Genomic DNA, 16034 nt, shown 5'->3' with positions numbered 1-16034 from the left:
GCCCTCGTCGCCTGGCGGTAGCCGCCCGTCGCCCGGCGAGGTAGCCCCTCGTCGCCTGGCGGCAGCCCTCGTCGCCTGGCGGTAGCCGCCCGTCGCCCGGCGAGGTAGCCCCCCGTCGCCTGGCGGCAGCCCCCGTCGCCAGGCGGCAGCCCCCGTCGCCCGGCGAGATAGCCCCTGTCACCTGGCGGCAGCCCCCGCCACCCGGCGAGGTAGCCCCCCGTCGCCTGGCGGCAGCCGCCGTCGCCCGGCGAGGTAGCCCCTGTCGCCTGGCGGCAGCCCCCGCCACCCGGCGAGACAGCCCTGTCGCCTGGCGGCAGCCCCCGTCACCCCGGCGGCAGCCCCCCGTCGCCCGGACGGGGTGCCCACCCCCCGGTGATCGGCAGGGTACGGATCACGCCATGCTGACTAGGCTGGGGCCGTCGGTACGCCGTGGTTCCGGCGCCCCCGCTTCTCGCCCGTACGTACGCCTGGAGACGCTCAACATGGCAGACCGCAAGCCCATCGAGTCATGGCTCACCGACATGGACGGCGTCCTGATCCACGAGGGGGTGCCGATCCCCGGTGCCGAGGCCTTTCTGAAGCGGCTGCGCGAGTCCGGCCGGCCCTTCCTGGTGCTCACCAACAACTCCATCTACACCGCCCGTGACCTGCACGCGCGGCTGCGCCGCATGGGTCTGGACGTGCCGGTGGAGAACATCTGGACCTCGGCGCTGGCGACCGCCCAGTTCCTGAACGACCAGCGGCCCGCCGGCAGTGCCTATGTCATCGGCGAGGCCGGTCTGACCACGGCCCTGCACGACATCGGTTACATCCTCACCGACCACGAACCCGACTTCGTGATCCTCGGCGAGACCCGTACCTATTCCTTCGAGGCCCTGACGAAGGCCGTCCGCCTCATCAACAACGGCGCCCGGTTCATCGCGACCAACCCCGACAACGTCGGCCCCTCCGTCGAGGGTGACCTGCCCGCCACCGGCTCGGTCGCCGCGCTGATCACCGCCGCGACGGGCAAGAAGCCGTACTTCGTCGGCAAGCCGAACCCCCTGATGATGCGGGCCGGTCTGAACGCGATCGGCGCGCACTCGGAGACGTCCGCGATGATCGGCGACCGTATGGACACCGACGTGCTCGCCGGCCTGGAGGCCGGGATGCGGACGTTCCTGGTGCTCAGCGGTGTGACCCGGCCGGACGACGTGGACCGTTACCCCTTCCGTCCCTCCCAGGTCGTGGACTCCATCGCGGACCTCGTCGACCTGGTCTGAGGAGCGGCCCGCGGCCCCGCTCCGTCCTGGCCGGCCGAAACCCGGTGTCACCCGTTCGGAGCAGCTGAGCGTGTTCCTGGGATGCGTGGGCGTCCCGCGCGGGGGAGTCTCCTTGGTGACTGGAGGTTCACGATGGGCTCACTACGCCTCACTCTCTGTACCGGATTCGTGGCCGTGGCCGCGCTCGCCCCGGCGGCCCACGCCGTCGCGGCGGACGGCGGCTCCGTCTCCGTGATCCCCGCCTCCCCGGCGCCGGGCGCCGACGTCACCGTGCGGGTCACCGGCTGCACGGGGCGCCAGGGCACCGCCGCCTCGGCCGCCTTCGTCGCCGACGCCCGGCTGGCCGGTGCCCAGGGGAGCCTGTCCGGTGAGACCCGGGTCCGCACCTCCATCGAGCCCGGCGCGTACGAGGTGCGCGTCACCTGCGCCGACTACGCGGTCACCGGCAGGATCACGGTGGCGCGGGCGGGAGCCGGCCGGCGTGAGGAGACCGTCCGGCTGCCCGCGGCGGCCGCCTCCCCGGTCGCCCCGGTCCCCGCGGGCGGCGGCGGCACCGCGCACTTCGCCACGGTGGCCACCAACGGCTCCGGGCCCGGCACCGCGCAGGCGGCCACCGGTCTGGCGCTCGCCGGCATCGCCGCGGTCGCCGTCGGGCTCCGGGCCCGCCGGAGCCGCGGTACGCGCTGAGACCCGCCATGGGCGACGACCACGGACGCACCACCCACGCCGGACGGCTCGTCACCGGCCTGGCCTGGGCGGTGCTGCTGTTCGGGCTGTGGCTGTGGGGGCGGGGGGTGACCGGCGTGCCGCACGGCGCGGACGGCCCCGCCACGGGCGATGTCTTCGGCCTCGGCCGTGCCGCCGACCCGGCCCGGCTGCCGCCCCCGGCGGCCCCCTTGCGCGCCGCGCTCCCGCAGCGCATCGACATCCCGCGGATCGGCGTGCAGGCGCCGGTGGTGGCCCGGGGTCTGGACGCCCGGGGCGCCGTGGATCCGCCGCCCTACGCCCAGCCGGGCGTGGTCGGCTGGTACGGCGCCGGTGCCACGCCCGGCGCCCGGGGCGTGGCCCTGCTGGTCGGCCACGTCGACACCCGGGCCCGCCCCGCCGTCTTCTACCGGCTCAGCACCCTGAAGGCGGGCGGCACGGTCCGGGTGGTCCGCGCGGACGGCAGGGTCGCCGAGTTCACCATCGACGACATCCGGGTCCTGCCCCGTGAGGACTTCGACGCCCGGGAGGCCTACGGCCCCCGCAAGCCGGGCCGCGCCGAACTGCGCCTGATCACCTGCGGCGGCTCCTTCGACCGGGCCACCGGCAGCTACACGGCGAACGTGGTGGTCTCCGCGTACCTCACCGGCACCGGCCGCTGAGGAGGCGCCTACCCGTTGGCCGCGGCCACCGGGGACAGGCGGGTGCGGATGTTGCCGAAGTGGTCCCGTATGGCCCGCTCGGCCCGCAGGGAGTCGCCGGAGCGCACCGCGTCGAGGATCTCCCGGTGCTGGCGGCAGGTGATCCGCGGGTCCTGCGGCAGGTGCACGAGGTCCCGCTGCACCCGGTGGAAGGCGTCCCAGAACGCCTCCAGCACCTCGCCCAGCAGCACGTTGTCCAGCCCCCGGTAGAGGGTGGCGTGAAAGGCGCGGTCGGTGTCGGCGAGGCCCGCCCCCTCGGCGGCCTCCCGTTCCATGCGGTCCACGAGCGCGTCCAGTGCCGTCAGGTCCGCCTCCGGCAGCCGTCCGGCCAGCCGGGACACCAGTCCCGTCTCGACGGCCTCGCGCAGCTCCAGCAGCTGGAGCAGGGAGTCCTCGCCGCGGCGGTGGCCGGCGACGGTCCGGAAGGCCAGCCCCTCGATCATCGGCGCGAACGACATCGCGCCGACGTACGTCCCGAATCCGTGCCGGATCTCCACGATGCCGACGGCCTGGAGCGCCTTCAGGGCCTCCCGCACCGAGTTCCGGCTCACCCCGAGGAGCCGCATCAGCTCGGGCTCGGTGGGCAGCGGGGCACCCGAGGGCAGCCGCTGGTCCACGATCAGTTTCTTGATCTGTTCCTGAAGGTCCCGGGCTGCCATGGCGAGAGGGTATCCGGCCATTGTGGGGCATGCGGAAGGCCCCCCGCTCGCGCGAGGGGCCTTTCCGGTCGGTGCGCCGCCAGGGACTCGAACCCCGGACCCGCTGATTAAGAGTCAGCTGCTCTAACCAACTGAGCTAGCGGCGCCTGCTGACGAAGAGAACTCTACCCGACCCGCCGGCGTGCTCGGACCACCCCCGGAGGCATGGCAGCCGGCCCGGGGGACGGCGTACATCATTCGGACCGTCAACATGCGCGTCCCGCCGACGGTTGGAAAACTGATCAACGTGCACACGCGCGGACATATCACCCCTGAATGTGAGGCACGTCGCATGACCGCTCCGGTGTTCGAGGGCGTGGACCCGGCGAGCGACTGCGACTGTCCCGGCCGCGTCCCGCCGGGCAACGAGTGGACGGGAAGCCTCGGCCGGTACTGGGTGCGGATCACCAGGGAGGAGCTCCTGCCCGGCGACCTCCTGCTGCACCACAACCCCGACGACCCCGAGCGCGGCTCCCGCTTCGTGATCTTCGGCGGCTGGACGGACCGCACGCACACTTCTTGCACGGTTCACGAGCAGACGCCCCCGGCCACCCGCCGCCGGGCCGCGCCCTACCCCTACTGGAGCAACACCGACAAGTACGTCCCCTACCGCCACAAGGGCGTCACACCGGACACGGCCGGCGCCGCGGCGGCGCCGGTGGCCCGTCCGGGCGTGGCCTCCTTCGGGCCGGGTGCCGACAACGCGTACGTCACCCCGCTCGGCCGGATACTGACCGCCCGGGGCGTCGGCGCCGACAGGGCTGCCCGGACCGGGCACCTGGAAGCTGCTCGTCACCGGCGGGACGAGGACGCCGGGGCCGGGACGGCCGGGCCGGCGGCAGGCGCCCGGACACCCGGGCCGGCGCTGGTCCGGCCGGGTGCCGCCAACGGCCACGTCACCCGGCCGGGCGCGCAGCCGGTGCGGAAGGGATTCGGCCGGTTCCACCCGCTCGGTCCGGGTCCGCACCGGGGCGACGCGGGCCGGCGGGCCGTGGCGGCCCTCCGGCGCCCCCACGGCCGGCGGGGCGGCGCGGCGGACGGCTGTCCGGGCCCGGACACCCGGCGCCGCCCGTTCGCCTGACCCCCGCACCCCCGCACCCCACGTATGACGCACGCGTACGACCCCTTCCCCCTGTTCATGACGCATCTGGCGCGGAGGCTGGAGGCTCGCATGAGTACCACCACATCGCACACACCGCCCGAATCCGAGGGGCATCCGGACGGCGGCGCCGCAGGTGCCGCCGCCAGGCCCGCCCGCCTCATCCAGAACGAGGTGACCACCGAGATCCCCGTCCACCTGCTCTTCCGGGACGATCCCGACCCGGTTCAGGTGCCGCTGAGGCCGTCCGTCGTGGCCCGCCGGCAGGGCACCGGCGAACAGCCCCGCCAGCGCCGACCGACCCCGGTGCGCGGGCGGCCCCGGCCGGAGGTCGACCCGGCTCTGGTGGAGCGCCCGGCGCGGGTGCTGCCCGGGGCGGCCGGGGTGCTCGCGGGGGTCTGCGGGCTCACCGGCTGCCTGGCCGCCACCTGGTGGGCGGGCATGCTGCCGCCGTACGTGTCCCAGGCGCTGCGGTTGCCGGCGTACGCGGGCGCGGGCCTCGGTCCGGCGCAGTGGGCGGCGTACGCCGGGGCCGGGGCGCTCGGCGCGTTCGGCTTCAGCGGGCTGACCCGGTGCCGGACCGGGCGGGCCTGGGTGCTCGGCCTGTTCGGCCGCTACCGGGGGACGGTCCGGCGCACCGGGCTGCTCTGGGTGAACCCGCTGGTGCGGCGCCGCCTGATGGACGTGCGGCTGCGGCACTGGCGCAGCGAGGCGATGACGGCGACGGATCCCGACGGGATGGCCCTGCGGGTGGTCGTGCTGGTGGTGTGGCGGGTGCGGGACACCGCACGGGCCCTGCTCGGGGTCGAGGACCACGAGGGCTATCTGCGCGAGTGCGTGGAGGCGGCGCTGGCCCGGGTGCCGGTGGAGCCGGCGGGCGGGACGCGGGGCGGGGTGACGGCGGCCGGGGACGCGCTGACCCGGCTGGTGGCGACGGAGACGGCGCCGGTGGGCGTGGAGGTGTTCTCGGTACGGCCGGTCCGGGTGGAGTACGCCCCCGAGGTCGCCCCCGCGATCCACCGGCGCCGGATCGCCGCGCTGGACGCCCGGCAGCGGGCCAGCATGCTCAACTCGGTGGTGGACTCGGTGGTGGACTCGGTGGAGGACACGGTCACCCGGCTGACCGTGCGCGGGCTGGTCGAACTCGACGACTACGAGCGCAAGGTGCTGGTCCGTGACCTGACGGTGGCGTTCTGCTCAGGACGCGGGGAACCGGTCTAGGGCGATCGCCGATTGGTATGGACATGTTCAACTAACGGCAATAACCTGAGACTTGGTCTAGACCTACCCTGCACCAGCTCATCGAACTCCCCACGTTCTCCAGGAGCGGCAGCATGCGAACCAAGACCAAGTTGTCCGCAGTCGTGCTGGGCGCGGTGACCGCGGGAGCCTTCGCGCTCTCCACCGGCGGCGCCAGCGGACACGGCTACACCGACCTGCCCATCAGCAGGCAGAAGCTCTGTCAGAACGGCACCGTGGCGAACTGCGGCCAGATCCAGTGGGAGCCGCAGAGCGTCGAGGGCCCCAAGGGCTTCCCGGCCGCCGGACCCGCCGACGGCCAGCTCTGCAACGCGGGACACGGCGAGTTCGCCCAGCTCAGCGCGCCCACCACGCCGTCCGGCGCGGCGTGGCCGACCACCAGGGTGACGGGCGGTCAGTCGTACACCTTCCGCTGGCAGTTCACGGCCATGCACGCCACGACCGACTTCAAGTACTACGTCACCAAGCCGGGCTGGAACCAGAACCACGCCCTCACCCGCTCGGATCTCAACCTCACCCCGTTCCTGACGGTGCCGTACAACGGCCAGCGCCCGCCGTCCACCCTCAGCCACAGCGGCACCCTGCCGACCGGGCTGAGCGGTCACCACGTCATCCTCGCGGTGTGGACGGTCGCCGACACGGGCAACGCGTTCTACGCCTGTTCGGACGTCACCTTCTGATCCACGTCCGGGCACGATCCGGACACTGAGCTTCCCCTGAGGTCGGCGGACCGGCCGGTCGGATACATTCCGGCCACGCCGACCGACCGAAACGGCGTACCGACCTCGGGGGAACCTCATGGAACTGTTCTTCTACGCCGTGCCGAGCCTGATGCTCGCCGCCTTCGCGTTCGCCGCGTTCCGCCTGGTGCGCCGCGCCCGGCGGATCAACAGAACGTGGGCGAACGGCCTGACGGCCGAGGCGCGCTGCCTGCGGATGTACACGACGACCAGCGGCGGTGGCGGGGACACCTCCGTGCGCACCACCCTGCATCACGTCTACGAGTTCACCACCCGCGAGGGACGCACGGTCCGCTTCGCGGAGGAGGACGGCCCCGCGACCGTCCTGGAGGGCGACTTCACGACCGTCCGCTACCTGCCGGAGGCCCCCGAGCGGGCCACCGCGCTGCCGCCCGCGCCCGGCAGGCTCGCGGCCGGCACCGGCTGCCTGCTGGTCTTCCTGTGCGTGGCCGCCGCCATCTGCGTCGGCTTCATGTTCCTCGCCCACTCGATCTTCACGGCGTCGGACGGCCTGACGCCGTAGCCCTAAGGAGGCCGCCGGAAACGGCGAGGGGCCCCTCGCTCGCGCGAGGGGCCCCTCATCCGTGTGCGCCGCCAGGGACTCGAACCCCGGACCCGCTGATTAAGAGTCAGCTGCTCTAACCAACTGAGCTAGCGGCGCATGACTCCCGCCGTCCGCTGCACGCGGCCGGCGACGAAGAAAATAATACCTGGTCCCGTCGGGTGCCGGTGACCACCCGGGGCCGCCGGGGAGAGCGCTCAGAGCGCCATCGAGAGCAGCACGGGGGCCACGCTGCGGTTCAGGGTCCGTGCCGCCTGCCTCAGCCGGTGCGCGTCCCGCACCGGCAGCGACAGCGCCAGACAGCCCACCGAGGAACCCGCCGTGATCGGGACGGCCGCGCAGACCGTGCCGACCGCGTACTCCTGGAGGTCGAGCACCGGCACCGTCGGCGGCTGGGACTCCAGACGGGACAGCAGCAGCTTGTCGCTGGTGATGGTGTGCGAGGTGAGACGGGCCATCCGGTGCCGGGAGAGGTGATCGCGGCGGCCGTTGTGGTCCAGCTGGGTCAGCAGGCTCTTGCCGACCGCGGTGGCGTGCGCCGAGCAGCGGAAGTCCACCCACTCGTTGACCGCCGGGGTGGCGGGCCCGGCGGCGTACTGGGTGACCCGGACCTCGCCGTCCACGTACCGGCTGAGGTAGACGGCCGCGCCGACCGCGTCCCGCAGCCGGTCCAGGGTGTGCTGGAGCCTGTCGCGCAGAGCCCGCTCCCGGCCGTGCGCCGAGGTGAGCCGGCGCAGCGTGTCGCCGGTGACGTACGCCCCGCCGGTGATCTGCTCCACGTAGCCCTCGCGGCGCAGCATGCGCAGCAGCGCGGTGAGCCGCCCGGGGCCGAGCGCGGTGCGGCGGGCCAGCTCGGTGTCGGTGACGCCGGCGGGGTGCCGGGCCACGGTCTCCAGCACGCGCAGCGCGTCCTGGACGGAGTGGTACGGGGTGGTCGGCTCGATCCTCATGGCGCTCCCCCTCGGCCGCGATCCGGGTCGGCGGATCCCCACCACGATAGCCGTCGGGCGCCCTCCGGGAAGAGGGGCTTGGGGAGATCACGTCCGTGCGTTCGACCGCCCGGCCGGAACCCGGCTCTTCCTCCCCGCGCGCCGTGTGCGGAGAACCGCGCCGAGGAACTCCCGGGTGCGGGCCTGCGCCGGATCGCCGAAGATCTTCTCCGGCGGCTCGGACGCCAGTACCTGGCCGGAGGGTGCCCCGCCCACCCGGGGGTCAGTGACCGGGTACGTACCCGCGCGTCTTGTCGACCACGTTCGGCAGCGGCCGGCCCGCCTCCCACCGCTCGTACGACTGGACGAACTGCGCGCCCAGCTCGTCGCGCCAGCCGGCCGTGTCCCCGCTCATGTGCGGGGACACGATCAGACCCGGCAGCTCCCACACGGGGCTGTCCGCGGGCAGGGGCTCGGCGGCGAACACGTCCAGGGCGGCGCCCGCGATCCAGCGCCGGGCCAGCGCCCGGGCGAGGGCCTCCTCGTCGACCAGCCCGCCCCGGCCGACGTTCACGAAGAACGCCGAGGGCTGCATCACGCCGAACCGGTGCGCGTCGAACATGCGGTACGTCTGACCGGTCAGCGGGGCCGCCGCGATCACCCAGTCCGCGCGGGCGATCAGCCGGTCGAGGTCGGCCGGGCCGTGCACGCCGGTCCGCGGCACCCGCCCGACCAGCGCCGTCGTCACCCCCAGGGCCTTCAGCGTGCGGGCGGTGGCCCGGCCGATCGGACCGGAGCCGACCACGCACGCGCGCGTGCCCGCCACCCGCCGGCCCTCCCGGTGCCGCCAGGTCCGCTCCCGTTGCAGTTCCAGGGTGCGCGGCAGATCCTTGGCGACCGCCATGACGAGGGCCGCCACGTACTCGGCGACCGGCTGGTCGAAGATGCCGCGCGCGTTGGTGACGACCGTGTCGGACGCGGCCAGTTCCGGGCACATCAGATGGTCGACGCCCGCGCTCGCCGTGTGCACCCAACGCGGCCGGGGCCCGTCACCGGGCCAGGCCTCGCGCACCGCGTGCGAGGTGAAGTCCCAGACCAGCAGCACGTCCGCCGCCGGCAGCCGTTCGGCCAGGTGCGCGGCGTCCGTGTGCACGATGCGGGCGCGGCCGGTGAGACGGCCCAGCCGGGGCGGCGGATCGGCGTCGAGGACGAGGACGGTCGGCGTCATGCGGGGCGGCTCCCGGCGTCTGGCCTGCGCGGACGGCCCACGCTCGCACCCGGACCCACGGTCGTCAACACGGCCGATGGTGCGATCCGCCGCCCCCTGCTCCCGGCGCGTCCGCGACGGCGATGTGGGCAGCACCGCGCCGAAGGGGTATCCGCACCATGAGGCCGTACCGGGCGCCGCCGCACGCGGCTGCCCGCCCACGGCCCGTACCGCCGGACGCAACAGCAGGAAGGCTGGACATGACCGCACTCGGACTCCTCACCCCGGGCCACTCGGCAGAGGACGACTATCCGCGCATCGAGCAACTCCTGGGCAGCGACATCCGGGTGGACACGGCGCACACCGGCATCGGCGAGGACACGTCCCGCGCGGACACGCCGGGCGGGACGGACTCCGCCGAGCGGCTCGCCGAAGGAGTGGCGGCGCTGCGGCTGGCCGGGGTGGAGGCGGTGGTGTGGGCGTCCACCAGCGGCAGCTTCGGGCACGGCTGGGAGGGCGCCCAGGAACAGGTGCGGACCCTGGCCCGGCTGGCCGGGATGCCGGCGTCGTCGACGTCGTTCGCCTTCGTGCACGCGGCCGGGGAGATGGGCGTCCGGCGGGTCGCCGTCGGCGCGACCTACCCGCCGGACGTGGCCGAGCTGTTCGCCCGGTTCCTGCGGGCCGGGGGCCTGGAGGTGACCGGGGTGCGGTCCTCGGGGGCCGGCACGGCCGCGGAGGCCGCCACCTGGGAGGAGGAGGACCTGCTGACGCTGGCCCGCGCGGCCGACACCGCCGACGCGGAGGCCGTGGTGCTGCCGGACACGGCCCTGCGCACGGCCGCCCACCTCCCGCTGCTGGAGAAGGCGCTGTCCAAGCCGGTGCTCACGGCCAGCCAGGTGACGGTGTGGGAGGGGCTCAGGCTGGCGGACCGGCGGGTGAACGCGCCGTCGCTGGGGACCCTCTTCACCCGGGAGCCCCGGGTCCAGGCGTAGCGACCGCGTACGGCCGGGGGGACGCCCACGGAATAAACGGAGACCGCCTCCTGTTAGGCACCGCGGGACGGCACACGCCTGCCGTCCCACGCCTGACAGCACGCCCGATCACAGGAGGCCCCCACCGTGTCCGCAGCCGAGGCAGACGAGATCCGGGGCACGACGCACGGAACCGCGCCCGCCCCCCTGTCCGTACTGGACCTGGTGACCGTCGGCGCGGGCAGCACCGCCACCGACGCGCTGCGCACCAGCGTCGCCCTCGCCCGGTTCACGGAGTCCCGCGGATTCCACCGGTACTGGGTCGCCGAGCACCACTCCATGCCCGGCGTGGCCTCCTCCTCGCCCGCCGTGATCCTCGCCCACCTCGCCGCCCACACCGACCGCATCCGCCTCGGCTCGGGCGGCGTCATGCTGCCCAACCACGCCCCGCTGGTGATCGCCGAGCAGTTCGGCACGCTGGAGGCGATGGCGCCGGGCCGCATCGACCTCGGCCTCGGCCGGGCGCCGGGCACGGACGGCGCCACGGCCGCGGCCCTGCGCCGTACGGCCACCCTCGCCGAGGGCGCCGACGACTTCCCGCAGCAGCTGGCCGAGCTGATCCGTTTCCTGGACGACGACTTCCCCGACGGCCACCCGTTCCGCCGCATCCACGCGATCCCCGGCCCCGTCCAGGGCAGTTCGCCCAGTGGTGTGCAGTCCCCGCACCGCCCGCCGGTCTGGCTGCTCGGCTCCTCCGGCTTCAGCGCCCGCCTGGCCGGGACGCTGGGCCTGCCCTTCGCCTTCGCGCACCACTTCTCGGCGCAGAACACCCTGCCGGCCCTGGACCTGTACCGGCAGACGTTCCGCCCCTCCGCGGTCCTCACCGAGCCGTACGCCGTCATCGGTGTCTCCGCGCTCGCCACCGACGACGAGCGGGAGGCCCGCCGCCAGACCCGGGCGATGGCGCTGAACATGATCCGGCTGCGCACCGGCCGCCCCGGTCTGTTCCCCGACCCGGAGGAGGCCGAACGGCACGAGTTCAGCCCGATGGAGGAGGAGTTCGCCGCCTCCTGGACGACCAACATCGTGCACGGCACGGCCGACGAGGTCCGCTCCGGCCTGGACGACCTGCACAAGCGCACCGGCGCGGACGAGCTGATGCTCACCTCGCACGCCCACCGCGGCGAACTCCGCCTGCGCTCCTACGAACTGATCGCCGACGCCTACGGGTTGCCGACCGCGTAGGTCTGCGCCTGAAGCAGCTCGGAGATGCGGTCCGGCGGCACCGGACGGGAGTACAGCCAGCCCTGTCCGGTGTCGCAGCCGATCCGGCGCAGCCGGGTGGCCTGGGCGGAGGTCTCCACGCACTCGGCGGTGACGGTCAGGCCCAGGCGGTGGGCCAGCTGGATCATCGCCTCCACGATGACCTCGTCGGCGGGGTTGGGGGCCAGTGCCTTCTTGTCGCCCTCGTACTGGAAGCCGCGCACGAAGGAGCCGTCCAGCTTCAGGACCGACACCGGCAGCCGGCTGAGATAGGCGAGGTTGGAGTAGCCGGTGCCGAAGTCGTCGATGGCGATGCGCACACCCATGTCGCTGAGGGCCTGGAGCGCCTGGAGCGGGCGGCCCGCCGAACCCATCACCGCCGACTCGGTCAGCTCCAGCTGGAGCAGATGCGGGGCGAGCCCGGTCTCGGCGAGGGTCTGCGCCACGTCGGCGACCAGGTCGGAGTCCCACACCTGGCGTACGGCCACGTTCACGCTGACGAAGATGGGCGGCTCACCGGGGTTGTCCGTCTGCCAGCGGCGGGCCTGCCGGCAGGCGGTGGCGAGCGCCCAGCGGCCGAGCTGCACGATCGAACCGTCCTCCTCGGCCAGTCCGATGAACCGATTCGGCGTCAGCGTGCCGAACTGCGGGTGGTTCCAGCGCACCAGCGCCTCCACCCCGCTGAGCCGTCCGTCCTCCATGCCGACCAACGGCTGGTACTCCAGGGCGAACTCGCCGCGTTCGACGGCGGGGCGGAGCGTGGACGACAGGGCCTGACGGGTCATGCGGTGGGCGTTGCGCTCGGGGTCGAACAGCGTCCAGCGGCCCTTGCCGTCGGCCTTCGCCCAGTACAGGGTCGTGTCCGCCGCCTGCATCAGACCGGTCGCGGAGGTCCCCGCCGCATGCCGTTCGACGACGCCGATGGACGCGGTCGACGACAGCCGCTGCCCGCCCAGGTCGAAGGGCTCCTCCAGCGCCCTCAGCGCCGACTCGGCGAGATCGGCGAGCTGTTCGGTGCCGGTGGAGTCCTCCACCAGCAGGGCGAACTCGTCACCGCCGAGCCGGGCCACCAGGGGAGTGGCGGCCCGTGCGCGTCCGGCCTCGTCGGCGACCCGGGTCAGGCGCTCGGCGACGGCCGCGAGGAGCCGGTCGCCGAAACGATGGCCGAGAGTGTCGTTGACGGCCTTGAATCCGTCGAGGTCCAGATAGCACAGGCCGATCCGGCCGGTACCGCTGCGCTCGTACGACTCCGCCTCCAGCGCGGCCGTCAGCCGCTCGAAGAACAGCGCGCGGTTGGGCAGCCGGGTCACCGGGTCGTGCATCTCCAAGTGCCGCAGCCGGGCCTGGAGTTCGCGCCGGGCGCTGATGTCGGTGGCCGACAGCAGGACGCCGGGCTCGCCGCCGGCCAGCGGGGCGACGGTGACCTGCACCCACACCGAGTGCCCCTCGGGGTGTTTGAGCCGGCGGGTGCAGCGCAGGCGGCCCTGCCCGTCGCGCAGCACCTCGCGATAGGCGTGCCGGCTGCGGGCGTCCGAGGCCAGGCCGACCAGGCCGGCGGCGGGCCGCCCGGTGAGCGTCGCCGGATCGGCGCCGATCAGGTCGCCGAAGGCGGCGTTGGCGCTGACGACGAGTCCCTCGGGGTCCACGACGGCCATGGCGAGCGGGGCCGCCGCGAAGACGCGATGGTAGGAGATATGGTCACTGACTGTGACGGCTGACCGGTCGAGGTCTGCCGCGGGCGTCGGCCCTTCGGACGTTCCGCTCACCGCTCGCTCCCGCAGTGCACTCGATCTCTGTCCGTGCCGGAAAGTGTGCCGATCATAGAGGCTGGCCCCCCGCCCTTCCAGCCACTGTCCAGTGTCCCGGACGGGACACAGGTTCTGACAGATCGTTTCTGCCCGCACCTGGACGGGTTCTTCAGGCCTCCGACCGGTTGTGACGTTCCGTGAGTGTTTCGGGGTGTCGGGCGCCGGAAGGCGTCGGCGGCCGACGGCGGGGTGCTCACCCTTCTGGTGCAGGCGAACGCGGCAAAACATGACAAATGCCAGCAATCTGGTTGCGGGTCCCCGAACCGCGTCCGGAGGTCATGTCCGTGCCCAAGCTGCGCAGCACCGCCGCCGTGTTCACCACGATGTCGGCGCTCGCCGCGACCTCGATCCTCAGCGGCCCGTCGGTCGCCGAGCCGTTCTCGACGGCGCCCTGTGCCCTGCACCGGACCGAGGCCCACCACTCGGAGGGCCTGGACACCTGGAACACCGCCTACACCCGCCCCACCGGCACCGTCGACGCCGTCCTGGTCTTCCTCTCCTTCCCGGACGCCACCCCGCGCACCAGCCCCGCGCGGCTGACCGCCGACCACTTCCCCGTCACCAGCCGCTTCTTCGCCCAGGCGTCCTACGGCCGGTTCGCCCTGCGCCCGCATCCGCTCCCGCGCTGGCTGCGCATGCCGCGCCCCTCGACGGCGTACGCCATGCGGCGGGACTGGAGCGCCGAGGACCGGGCCGCCTATCTGCGGGACGCGTTCGCCGTGGCCGACCAGCAGGTCGACTTCTCCCGCTACCGGGTCGTCTATTTCGTCGCCGACCCGGACGCGCCCGGCGTCGACTCCGACGCCACGAAGGTCGTGAACCTCGACACGCCCCTGCACGTGGACGGCACCGACATCCACCGGGTCGTCACGGTGTTCGAGAAACACCCGCCGGACCGTCTCGTCCTCGCCCACGAGACCGGCCATGTCTTCGACCTGCCCGACCTCTACCACCGTCCCGTCGACGGCAAGGGCGACTGGGACACCTACGTCGGCGACTGGGACCTGATGGGCAGCCAGTTCGGACTCGCCCCCGACCTGTTCGCCTGGCACAAGTGGAAACTCGGCTGGCTCGATCCGCGCCAGGTGGTGTGCGTGCACGGCACCGCGCCGACCCGCCTCACCCTGGAGCCCCTCGCGGCCGGGCCGGGCGTCGCGGTGCGGGCCACGGCCGGCGCCCCCGCCTTCGGCCTCGGGCACGGCGCGAAACTGGCGGTCGTGCGCACCGGCCCGGACAGCGCCCTGGCCTTCGAGGCGCGCGGCCCGGCCGGCAACGACCGCGCCTCCTGCCGGCAGGGCATCCTGGTCTACCGGGTACGCGGCGGCGCCGAGTCCGGCGGCGGCCCGGTGGAGGTCGTGGACGCCCACCCGCGCACCGAGGCGTGCTGGGAGAACTCGGTCTATCCGCCGCTGGCCGACGCGCCGGTCTCCCTCGGGGAGAGCTTCACCGTGCCCGGGGAGGGCGTGCGGGTGGAGGTGGAGGACCGGACGGCCTCGGGGGCGTGGACGGTGCGGATCACCCCGGCCTTGAGTGACTGAACCCCCGGCCGGCCCGGGAACGGGAAAGGCGGGCCACATCCGGCATCAACCGGTTGTGACCCGCCCTCGTCATGTGCGCCGCCAGGGACTCGAACCCCGGACCCGCTGATTAAGAGTCAGCTGCTCTAACCAACTGAGCTAGCGGCGCCTGCTGACGTCGTAGACCTTAGCATCCTGGTCGGCAGGAGGAAAAATCGATATGCGTACGGCCGCCCGGGCCGCCCGGACGGCCGCCCAGAGCACGGTCTCGGGGCCGGGCAGCCAGGGGTGCCGGGTGTCGGGGGCGACCAGCCAGCGGGAGGCGCCGGGGGTGTCGTTCCCGGCCGGGGCGGGGGCCGGCACGGTCACCGCGTCCCCGGTGCCGTGGCACAGCAGCGGCGGCACCGCTCGCGTCCGCCGGGACCCCCACTCCTCCCAGGCCAGCAGCGAGGGCAGCCGCTGGGCCGTGCCCGGGGCGGTGAACATCAGGGTCCGGCCCCGGAACACCGCGACGGGTCCCGGCCCCGGGCCCTCGTCCCACAGCCGGTCCAGCATCCGGCGCCCGAAGGCCACCGGGGCGCTGACCACGTCGAAGACGGCACCGCAGGGCAGGACGACCGGGGCGTCCGGACGTTCCTCCCAGAGGGCCAGGGTGCTGCGCGGGTACGTTCCTGCCGAGGCCAGCCAGGCGACGCCCTCGGCACTGACACGGGTGACGTTCGGTGCGCTGCTCATGTGACCCAGGTGTACAGGCAGTGAGCGGACGGTCCTCCAGAGTTGCCGAAAACCGGGACAGGGCCGGAGGGGAGGAGTATCTTGCCCGCCTGGCATATGCCTGGGAGGTACCCGGGCGGCGGGCGCGGCGTGCGGTCACCCGGGATCGACGGGCGTGCGCCCCTCGACGTTCCCCCGCAGCAGGTCCCGCCCGAACTCCACCATCTTCTTCGCGTAGTCCTCGGTCCACTCCGCCCGCTCGGCGATGTCCGCCGTCGTCAGCCGGTCGAACCGGCGCGGGTCGGCGAGCTGGGCCGCCGCGAGAGCCTGGAACTCCACGGCCCGGTCGGCCGCCGCGCGGAACGCCTGGGCCAGCTCCGTCGACCGCGCCAGCAGCGCCCGCGGATCCTCCATCGACTCCAGATCGAAGAAGTGCTCCGGGTCGGCAGCCGCCTCCGCGGGCTCGAAGAGCAGGGGCGCGGGGCGTAGCCGCGGTTCGTTACGACGCGGCGTGGGCTCCGCCATGTTGTGTCTCCTCCTCGTACGGTTCGCTGGGCACCGCCATCTGGTGGGCCACCGTCCATTGTCCCGCGCCCCC

General features: G+C 73.8%; 16 protein-coding genes, 3 tRNA genes and 1 pseudogene. 10 read left to right on the top strand and 10 right to left on the bottom strand.

Features of this window, described 5'->3' with window-relative positions; genetic code table 11:
• Positions 1–482: 482 nt before the first annotated feature.
• From ABZ117_RS24025 to ABZ117_RS24015, 3 genes are all read left to right on the top strand, one after another.
• Positions 483–1262: an HAD-IIA family hydrolase gene (locus ABZ117_RS24025; RefSeq protein WP_121788579.1), complete on the top strand. Its 780-nt coding sequence runs from the start codon at positions 483–485 to the stop codon at positions 1260–1262.
• A gap of 132 nt (positions 1263–1394) precedes the next feature.
• On the top strand, positions 1395–1949 hold the full coding sequence (locus ABZ117_RS24020) for a hypothetical protein (RefSeq protein WP_356823832.1): 555 nt from the start codon (positions 1395–1397) through the stop codon (positions 1947–1949).
• Positions 1950–1957: 8 nt separating this feature from the next.
• Positions 1958–2629 (top strand): class F sortase, encoded by a 672-nt coding sequence (locus ABZ117_RS24015; protein WP_356823831.1) that lies wholly within the window; start codon positions 1958–1960, stop codon positions 2627–2629.
• A gap of 8 nt (positions 2630–2637) precedes the next feature.
• Here the strand turns inward: ABZ117_RS24015 and ABZ117_RS24010 are convergent, their stop codons facing one another.
• Positions 2638–3327, bottom strand: a complete 690-nt coding sequence (locus ABZ117_RS24010) for a FadR/GntR family transcriptional regulator (protein ID WP_356823830.1) — start codon at positions 3325–3327, stop codon at positions 2638–2640.
• Positions 3328–3399: 72 nt separating this feature from the next.
• Positions 3400–3473: transfer RNA gene (locus ABZ117_RS24005), tRNA-Lys, on the bottom strand.
• Between the two features lie 185 nt (positions 3474–3658).
• Here ABZ117_RS24005 and ABZ117_RS24000 point away from each other — a divergent pair.
• From ABZ117_RS24000 to ABZ117_RS23985, 4 genes are all read left to right on the top strand, one after another.
• Positions 3659–4447 (top strand): hypothetical protein, encoded by a 789-nt coding sequence (locus ABZ117_RS24000; RefSeq protein WP_356823829.1) that lies wholly within the window; start codon positions 3659–3661, stop codon positions 4445–4447.
• Positions 4448–4537: 90 nt separating this feature from the next.
• A complete protein-coding gene (locus tag ABZ117_RS23995; RefSeq protein ID WP_356823828.1) occupies positions 4538–5686 on the top strand; it encodes an SPFH domain-containing protein in 1149 nt (382 codons plus the stop codon).
• A gap of 113 nt (positions 5687–5799) precedes the next feature.
• A complete protein-coding gene (locus tag ABZ117_RS23990; protein ID WP_356823827.1) occupies positions 5800–6405 on the top strand; it encodes a lytic polysaccharide monooxygenase in 606 nt (201 codons plus the stop codon).
• Between the two features lie 118 nt (positions 6406–6523).
• Positions 6524–6988 (top strand): DUF3592 domain-containing protein, encoded by a 465-nt coding sequence (locus ABZ117_RS23985; RefSeq protein ID WP_356823826.1) that lies wholly within the window; start codon positions 6524–6526, stop codon positions 6986–6988.
• Positions 6989–7052: 64 nt separating this feature from the next.
• On the opposite strand, the gene ABZ117_RS23980 is transcribed toward ABZ117_RS23985, so the two are convergent.
• The 4 genes and pseudogenes from ABZ117_RS23980 to ABZ117_RS23965 all read right to left on the bottom strand — a co-directional run bounded on the left by ABZ117_RS23980 (position 7053) and on the right by ABZ117_RS23965 (position 9184).
• Positions 7053–7126 (bottom strand) — tRNA-Lys (locus tag ABZ117_RS23980).
• A 98-nt stretch (positions 7127–7224) separates the two neighbouring features.
• Complete coding sequence (locus tag ABZ117_RS23975) at positions 7225–7977, bottom strand: IclR family transcriptional regulator C-terminal domain-containing protein (RefSeq protein ID WP_356823825.1); 753 nt, start codon at positions 7975–7977, stop codon at positions 7225–7227.
• Positions 7978–8127: 150 nt separating this feature from the next.
• Positions 8128–8217, bottom strand: a pseudogene (locus tag ABZ117_RS23970) (L-cystine ABC transporter ATP-binding protein YecC); the annotation flags it as partial.
• 22 nt (positions 8218–8239) lie between these two features.
• The gene (locus ABZ117_RS23965) at positions 8240–9184 is read right to left on the bottom strand and encodes a D-2-hydroxyacid dehydrogenase (RefSeq protein ID WP_356823824.1); all 945 of its coding nucleotides are present in this window, start codon (positions 9182–9184) and stop codon (positions 8240–8242) included.
• A 239-nt stretch (positions 9185–9423) separates the two neighbouring features.
• On the opposite strand from ABZ117_RS23965, the gene ABZ117_RS23960 reads away from it, so the two are divergent.
• Positions 9424–10155 (top strand): decarboxylase, encoded by a 732-nt coding sequence (locus ABZ117_RS23960; protein ID WP_356823823.1) that lies wholly within the window; start codon positions 9424–9426, stop codon positions 10153–10155.
• Between the two features lie 126 nt (positions 10156–10281).
• The gene (locus tag ABZ117_RS23955; RefSeq protein WP_356823822.1) at positions 10282–11379 is read left to right on the top strand and encodes an LLM class flavin-dependent oxidoreductase; all 1098 of its coding nucleotides are present in this window, start codon (positions 10282–10284) and stop codon (positions 11377–11379) included.
• On the opposite strand, the gene ABZ117_RS23950 is transcribed toward ABZ117_RS23955, so the two are convergent.
• Positions 11358–13163 carry an EAL domain-containing protein gene (locus tag ABZ117_RS23950; protein ID WP_356823821.1) on the bottom strand — a complete coding sequence of 602 codons (1806 nt, stop codon included), beginning with the start codon at positions 13161–13163 and terminating at the stop codon, positions 11358–11360. The two genes, ABZ117_RS23955 and ABZ117_RS23950, sit on opposite strands and share 22 nt — an antisense overlap.
• A 275-nt stretch (positions 13164–13438) precedes the next feature.
• Between ABZ117_RS23950 and ABZ117_RS23945 the strand changes: the two genes are divergently transcribed.
• A complete protein-coding gene (locus ABZ117_RS23945) occupies positions 13439–14743 on the top strand; it encodes a M6 family metalloprotease domain-containing protein (RefSeq protein ID WP_356823820.1) in 1305 nt (434 codons plus the stop codon).
• Positions 14744–14817: 74 nt separating this feature from the next.
• On the opposite strand, the gene ABZ117_RS23940 is transcribed toward ABZ117_RS23945, so the two are convergent.
• The 3 genes from ABZ117_RS23940 to ABZ117_RS23930 all read right to left on the bottom strand — a co-directional run bounded on the left by ABZ117_RS23940 (position 14818) and on the right by ABZ117_RS23930 (position 15961).
• Positions 14818–14891, bottom strand: a tRNA-Lys gene (locus tag ABZ117_RS23940).
• Positions 14882–15457, bottom strand: coding sequence for a bifunctional DNA primase/polymerase (locus tag ABZ117_RS23935; protein WP_356823819.1), 576 nt, complete (start codon positions 15455–15457; stop codon positions 14882–14884). The genes ABZ117_RS23940 and ABZ117_RS23935 overlap by 10 nt, the downstream gene beginning before the upstream one ends.
• Before the next feature lie 135 nt (positions 15458–15592).
• A complete protein-coding gene (locus tag ABZ117_RS23930) occupies positions 15593–15961 on the bottom strand; it encodes a hypothetical protein (protein WP_356823818.1) in 369 nt (122 codons plus the stop codon).
• Positions 15962–16034 lie beyond the last annotated feature (73 nt).

The sequence above is a fragment of the Streptomyces sp. NPDC006309 genome, from assembly GCF_040613095.1.
GTDB lineage: Bacteria > Actinomycetota > Actinomycetes > Streptomycetales > Streptomycetaceae > Streptomyces.
The sequence above is the reverse complement of the archived record's forward strand: the minus strand, read 5'-3'. Positions and strand labels throughout refer to the sequence as shown.

Excerpts from the sequence above, each read along its gene's own strand:
- ABZ117_RS24015 (WP_356823831.1), top strand. The coding sequence starts at position 1,958 with ATGGGCGACGACCACGGACGCACCACCCACGCCGGACGGCTCGTCACC.
- ABZ117_RS23960 (WP_356823823.1), top strand. The coding sequence starts at position 9,424 with ATGACCGCACTCGGACTCCTCACCCCGGGCCACTCGGCAGAGGACGAC.
- ABZ117_RS23990 (WP_356823827.1), top strand. The coding sequence starts at position 5,800 with ATGCGAACCAAGACCAAGTTGTCCGCAGTCGTGCTGGGCGCGGTGACC.
- ABZ117_RS23985 (WP_356823826.1), top strand. The coding sequence starts at position 6,524 with ATGGAACTGTTCTTCTACGCCGTGCCGAGCCTGATGCTCGCCGCCTTC.
- ABZ117_RS24020 (WP_356823832.1), top strand. The coding sequence starts at position 1,395 with ATGGGCTCACTACGCCTCACTCTCTGTACCGGATTCGTGGCCGTGGCC.
- ABZ117_RS23935 (WP_356823819.1), bottom strand. The coding sequence starts at position 15,457 with ATGAGCAGCGCACCGAACGTCACCCGTGTCAGTGCCGAGGGCGTCGCC.
- ABZ117_RS23995 (WP_356823828.1), top strand. The coding sequence starts at position 4,538 with ATGAGTACCACCACATCGCACACACCGCCCGAATCCGAGGGGCATCCG.
- ABZ117_RS24000 (WP_356823829.1), top strand. The coding sequence starts at position 3,659 with ATGACCGCTCCGGTGTTCGAGGGCGTGGACCCGGCGAGCGACTGCGAC.
- ABZ117_RS23975 (WP_356823825.1), bottom strand. The coding sequence starts at position 7,977 with ATGAGGATCGAGCCGACCACCCCGTACCACTCCGTCCAGGACGCGCTG.
- ABZ117_RS23945 (WP_356823820.1), top strand. The coding sequence starts at position 13,439 with ATGCCAGCAATCTGGTTGCGGGTCCCCGAACCGCGTCCGGAGGTCATG.
- ABZ117_RS23965 (WP_356823824.1), bottom strand. The coding sequence starts at position 9,184 with ATGACGCCGACCGTCCTCGTCCTCGACGCCGATCCGCCGCCCCGGCTG.
- ABZ117_RS24025 (WP_121788579.1), top strand. The coding sequence starts at position 483 with ATGGCAGACCGCAAGCCCATCGAGTCATGGCTCACCGACATGGACGGC.
- ABZ117_RS24010 (WP_356823830.1), bottom strand. The coding sequence starts at position 3,327 with ATGGCAGCCCGGGACCTTCAGGAACAGATCAAGAAACTGATCGTGGAC.
- ABZ117_RS23930 (WP_356823818.1), bottom strand. The coding sequence starts at position 15,961 with ATGGCGGAGCCCACGCCGCGTCGTAACGAACCGCGGCTACGCCCCGCG.